Annotated in this window: 5 protein-coding genes; 3 read left to right on the top strand and 2 right to left on the bottom strand. The window is 59.8% G+C overall.

The features are described 5' to 3' along the window. Positions 1 to 84: 84 nt before the first annotated feature. Positions 85 to 237: an Arc family DNA-binding protein gene (locus EI42_RS35035; RefSeq protein ID WP_111324840.1), complete on the top strand. Its 153-nt coding sequence runs from the start codon at positions 85 to 87 to the stop codon at positions 235 to 237. Between the two features lie 8 nt (positions 238 to 245). Continuing rightward, positions 246 to 1,460 (top strand): RNA-guided endonuclease InsQ/TnpB family protein, encoded by a 1,215-nt coding sequence (locus EI42_RS28985; protein ID WP_111326125.1) that lies wholly within the window; start codon positions 246 to 248, stop codon positions 1,458 to 1,460. A 203-nt stretch (positions 1,461 to 1,663) separates the two neighbouring features. On the opposite strand, the gene EI42_RS28990 is transcribed toward EI42_RS28985, so the two are convergent. Together EI42_RS28990 and EI42_RS28995 are read right to left on the bottom strand one after the other, a co-directional pair. Beyond that, positions 1,664 to 2,098 (bottom strand): hypothetical protein, encoded by a 435-nt coding sequence (locus tag EI42_RS28990; RefSeq protein ID WP_211326397.1) that lies wholly within the window; start codon positions 2,096 to 2,098, stop codon positions 1,664 to 1,666. 157 nt (positions 2,099 to 2,255) lie between these two features. Further along, positions 2,256 to 5,213 carry a helicase C-terminal domain-containing protein gene (locus tag EI42_RS28995; RefSeq protein ID WP_211326398.1) on the bottom strand — a complete coding sequence of 986 codons (2,958 nt, stop codon included), beginning with the start codon at positions 5,211 to 5,213 and terminating at the stop codon, positions 2,256 to 2,258. 33 nt (positions 5,214 to 5,246) lie between these two features. Here EI42_RS28995 and EI42_RS33565 point away from each other — a divergent pair. Then, positions 5,247 to 5,458: hypothetical protein (locus tag EI42_RS33565; protein WP_211326399.1), on the top strand; the 212-nt coding region annotated here is incomplete at its 3' end.

Raw genomic sequence — 5,458 nt, forward strand, 5'->3', positions numbered from 1 at the left:
GAATGGGTCTTCCTTATGTTGGGTTGGGGCATCGGGGTACCGTGCCCTGTTGACATGTAGCCAGAATGGTGCTTTCATAGCTACATGAAAGACGGTATCAAATCCCTCAACGTCCGGCTCCCTGCTCATCTGTTGGAACAGATACGAGAGATAGCCAAACAGCATCATCGATCCTTGAATGGGGAAATCCTGACGGCAATAGAAGAGCATATCAAGAAACAGAAGAAAGGCAAGTAAAAGCGCGCATGTTGCTCTACGAGGACAAGCTGACCGGGACCAGGCAGCAAGACGCGGCGATTGATGAGGCCATCCGGATTGTCCAGTTCATTCGCAACAAGTCGTTGCGCTTGTGGATGGAGACTCGTGGAACCAGCAAGAATGATCTGCAATGCTATTGCGCCGTGCTTGCCAAAGCGTACCCTTTCGCCTCTCGCCTCAACTCCCAGGCTCGTCAAGCCAGCGCTGATCGCGCATGGTTTGCGATCTCTCGTTTTTATGACAACTGCAAGAACAAGAAGCCTGGCAAGAAGGGCTATCCCACATTCCAACGAAACAACCGGAGCGTCGAGTATAAGACCTCTGGTTGGAAGCTCGATCCTGATGGTCGCCATATCATTTTCACTGATGGCTGCCGGATAGGCCGTCTCAAGTTGGTTGGAAACAAGAAGCAAAGCATTGAAACCTTTCCTGTCAAAGAGATCAAGCGTGTCCGTATTGTTCGGCGCGCAGATGGATATTATGTGCAATTTTGCGTCAAGACTGAGCGCAAAGTTGAGCATGTGCCAACTGGCAAACAGCTCGGTATTGATGTTGGGCTCACATCCTATCTCACCGACTCTGAAGGCAACACCGTCGAGAACCCCCGACACTATCGCAAAGCGGAAAAGAAACTGAAACGCCTTCAGAGAAAACTCTCTCGTAAACAAAAGAAATCGGCCAATCGAAAGAAAGCCAGAAAAGCTCTTGCCAGGCAGCATCTGAAAGTTCAACGGCAGCGTGAAGATGTTGCCAGAAAGATGGCAAACGCGTCTGTCTCGTCTAGCGACTTGATTGCCTATGAAGACCTTCAGATCAAGAATATGGTCCGTAACCGCACACTTGCCAAATCGATCCATGATGCAGGATGGGGAACCTTTATTCGTTGGTTGAACTCCTACGGGGCTCTGCATGATATCCCTGTGGTTGCAGTTCCACCTCAATACACCAGCCAGAAATGTTCTGAGTGCGGCACGATTGTCAAGAAGTCGCTCAGCGTTCGTACCCATGTTTGTACGGGGTGTGGAATTGTCCTGGATCGTGATCATAATGCCGCGTTGAACATCTTGCATATCGCACTCCAATACGTTTCAAACGGTACCGTGGGGCACACGGGAACCCGCGAGCTCGACTCGCGAAACGCTTCTGGAGATCTGACCTCTGCTGCGTCCTCCAAACGGAGACGTGGCAAGTCGGGTCGCTGAAAGAAGAACCCCCGTCCTTTTAAGGCGGGGAGTGTCAGCAGATGTTGGTATGCAGCTCATGATACTTCCCCAGTCCGTGATACAGGCGTGACTGTCCCGGCATGCTGCGTACCTTTGCCAGGCTGCATGGCCTCTTTCACCTCCAACAGGAGCGTTTTCGTGCTTACCTGCCCCGCCAGCGTTGTACAATACCTGTCTCTAGTTCAATGCACAACCCCGTTGTTGTTGGCTTTTGCTGATGGGTTCGTGTCGTCCCTATCCTGATTCATACCAGGCATTTGAATAGAGCCATCTTCATAAAGGATCGTTGCCGCCCCCGTCAGGGAAATCACCTCATTATCTGGTAAAGAAATCAAGGTATATTCATCAATTGCGTAGGATGCCGCTATGTATTCATCAATCTCATTGCTTCGCGCATAAATACATAGTACCCTGAGCGAAGAAGATACAGGGAATTTTACCCTGTACGTGCCCTGTATTTCTTCGCCGCTTAAACGGGTGAGCTTTCCTCGCTCTAACAGGTAGACGTTCACCGGTTCATCATCATCATGTCCAATAGAGATTTGCACCTCTTCTTTAGAGATAGCTACTTTCCCGTAAAATAGATAATCCATATTTTCTCCTTTGATATTCTCCATAACATGATTGTTCACTTCATACCTTACGTTCGCTCTGCGGTTCCATACGAAAGTCGAGACACACTCACGTCCATTCTTCTCGCTCCCATTCCTCTCATCAGCATCCATTAAGAACGCGGGAGCCGACCTCTGCCCTTGAAGCCTGCACGATTGCCCACTACGATGTACTGGCAGTGGACCCAGGTGCAGGGGGAAGAAATGTGAACAGGGTGGGGTGTTCTGATGCAGGAGCCGCCGAGCGGCGACGCGAGCGTCTGGAAGATGGTTTCCGTAGCCGTTGGACATGCTCTGGATGACCAAAGACGGGCGAGACCCGAGTTGCGGGAACCGCGCTCGTACCACGATGGTGGAACGGGTGCTGCTGCTGGGCTGAGGCAGCATGTTCCGTTGCCTGTGACGATGGCGTGCGTATCCGCGCCACGGAGCGCTGCGCCTGCTGCGGGACCGGAGTGCTTTGCGCTCGGTGCCCTGCCCCGGCAGATGTGGACGCTTGCTCGGTCTGCCGCCTGGACGAGCGCGGTTTCCGCTGAGAGGCGGCACGCACTTGCTGGATGTGCTCCGGGTTGCCAAAGACCAGGGTAGCGCGTGATCCAGGGATGACAGGAGGGCGCTGTTCTGTTTGTGCTGATGTAGTCGTTGGAGCAGGCGTTGTCTCGCCAGCAGGACCGGAAGGCACGCCCTGAGCTGCCCGCCGTCGGGTGCGTGGTCTTGCTGATGCAGGCGTCGTCGCTCGGCTTGCCTTCTGCCTGGGTCGTTGCCCCCCTGTCCGCCGGCGGGTAGGTGGCCGGGGCGGCTCCTGCGCTGACACCGCTGGGACCTCGGGCGCGACGGGAACGGTGGCTTCAGCCGTAGAGACCTGTGCCGAAGCGACGCATGTGGTCTGACCCCCCGATGCTGGCAGCGTCGCGGGGACCCGTGGCGGGAGCAAGGCCGCAGGCGTCTCCGTCGGGATTGGGCTTGCCGTGACCGCGGCGGTGTGGCTGGTGCTCTCTGCGAGCAAGGAGGCACGCAGCCGCGCCGCTTCTGCCGCTTTCTCGGGCTGCTCTTTGGCCTCCGCCACCAGGTGGGTATAGCGGTCGAGGGCCTGCTGGCGAGCACGGACCCGGTGCAGCTCTTCCTGGCGCGCAAAGGGCTCGGCGGCCTGCGCGGCAAAGCGGGCCGCCCGCGCCTCAAGACGCTCAGCCGTCTCTCGGAGGCGCTCGGCCTGGGCTGCTGCGGTCGCGGTAAACCGGGTGAGGGCCTCCACGATGCGCCAGCGTTGCCCCTGGGCCAGCCAGGTCGAGGCCAGCGAGACGCAAGGAGCGGAATCGCTGCTGCCAAAGAGCAGGTCTATGGTGTAGCGGCGCTCCTGCTGGCGGAGGCGCACCGCGCACTCGCAGTCCTGCCAGTGGCCCAGGTTCTCCCAGCCCTTGTTCTGTGTGAGCTGGTGAAGCACCCGCAGCGCGATAAACTCGGCGATCTCCTCCCGGGCGGTCAGCAGCTGTCCCGAGGGCAGACGCAACCCGGCCGGGGCCTGCTCGGCCTGCCGGGCGATCGCCGCGAGCTGATGGGCCTCGATGCGGGTCCGCCGGGCGGCGGCGCGGGCCTGTTCTGCCTCGTGTGCGTCACGCGCTCGCGCGCGGCGATGGGCCTGCTGCAAGCGGAGCAATTGCGCCAGCACTTCCGCGATCTCAGCCTGCTCAAGCACCAGCGGATCCCCGGTAGCGGCCGCCTTGACCTGGCCATAGGAGAGCGCATGGGCTCCCAGCTCTTCGGTGGTGCGCTCGCTGAGACGCCCGGCGCGCACCTGATCAAAGAAGACCGCTTTGGTGGTAAGCACCTGCCAGCTATAGGCATCGAAGGTACGCTCCTGCACGTAGCGGAAGAGCTCGACCTGGGGATAGAGGTTGCCGGGTCGGCAGACGCGGCCCTCGCGCTGTTCTACCTCATCAGGCCGCCAGGGGGCGTCGAGATGATGCAGGGCAGCGGCGCGGGTCTGAATATTGGTGCCGGTGCCCAATTTCGCGGTAGAACCAAGCAGGATGGCGACCTGCCCGTTGCGACACTGCTCGAAGAGGTGGGCTTTCTGCTGATCGGTGGTAGCCTCATGGATGAAACGGATGCCGTGGGCCGGGATGCCACCGGCGATCAGCAAGCGCCGCAGCGTTCCATAGAGCTTGTCATCCTGTGCATCCGGGGTGCCCAGGTCACAGAAGCCGATTTGCAGGGATTTGAAGGCGCCGGGCAGGAAGGCGGCCTCCCGTTGCCAGCGCTCGTACACGGCGAGCATCTGGGCGGCCATCGCTTCGAGCTTGGGGGAACGGGCAGCTCGCTCGCCGACGAGAGAGAGATCCAGGGCCGCCATCCGACCATGCGTCGTGACCCAGAGCATGTTATCCAGCCGCCCGGCGATCCACTGAGGAGAGCCCCGTTGAATCGCCTCGCAGCGCTCGACAAGGGTATCGACAAAGGCCTGCGTGTCCGCATCTGGCTCGACGACGATGGTGCGCTCAATCCTGCTCGGGCGCAGGCCATGCAGCAGCTCGGGACTGCGCAGATCTACAAACTGGGAGAAGAGGGCCAGAAATTCGGGCAGGTTGAGGAAGCGGGTGGGCCGGCGGAAGAGGCGGAACGAGGCCCCGTTGGGAGAGACCTCGACGCGGGTCTCGAAGTCGATGAAGCAGGAAGCAAACGCATCGACGCTTTCCAGGCCCCAGGCGCGCAGCAGCTCCGGACGCAGATACCAGCCCCAGACAAAGGCCTCCACCATAGAGTTGGAGAGCGGGGTTGCGGTAAAGAAGGCGGCGAAAGGGCGGCCCTCGTTGTGCGCTTGAAGCCAGCGCAGCTTCATCTCCAGATCGCAGGCGCGTGTGGAGGGGCGCACCTGCAACGCTGGCAGGTTGGAGGGCAGCCCCAGGTTTTTGTAGAGGTGTGCTTCGTCGACGATCAGGTAGTCAATGCCGAGCTGCTCAAAGGTGACCCCGCCATCGTGGGGCCGCTCCTGGAGCGCTTGCTGCCGCTGACGCATGCGCTCGATCTGGGTTTCGAGCTGCTTGATGCTGCGACGGGCGGCGCGATCCTCCTGCTCATGGGGCTCGCGTTCCAGGGAGAGCAGTGCTTCGCGGTAGGCGGTCACGCGGGCTTCGAGGAAGCGAGCCTCGGTGTCGGGATGCACGCCCAGAGCCGCAAAGCCCGAATGGGTCAGCACCACCAGATCCCAGGTGCCCGTGGCAAGACGAGCGGCGAAGAGGGGGCGTTTCTCCCGGCTCAGCTCTTCGCGGGAGACCATCAGGATCTGCGCGCCGGGATAGAGCTGCTGGGCCTCTGCCGTGATCTGCTCCAGCAGATGGTTGGGCACAAGGATGGCGGGCTTGCGCACCA

The sequence above is a fragment of the Thermosporothrix hazakensis genome, assembly GCF_003253565.1.
In the GTDB taxonomy this organism is placed as follows: domain Bacteria; phylum Chloroflexota; class Ktedonobacteria; order Ktedonobacterales; family Ktedonobacteraceae; genus Thermosporothrix; species Thermosporothrix hazakensis.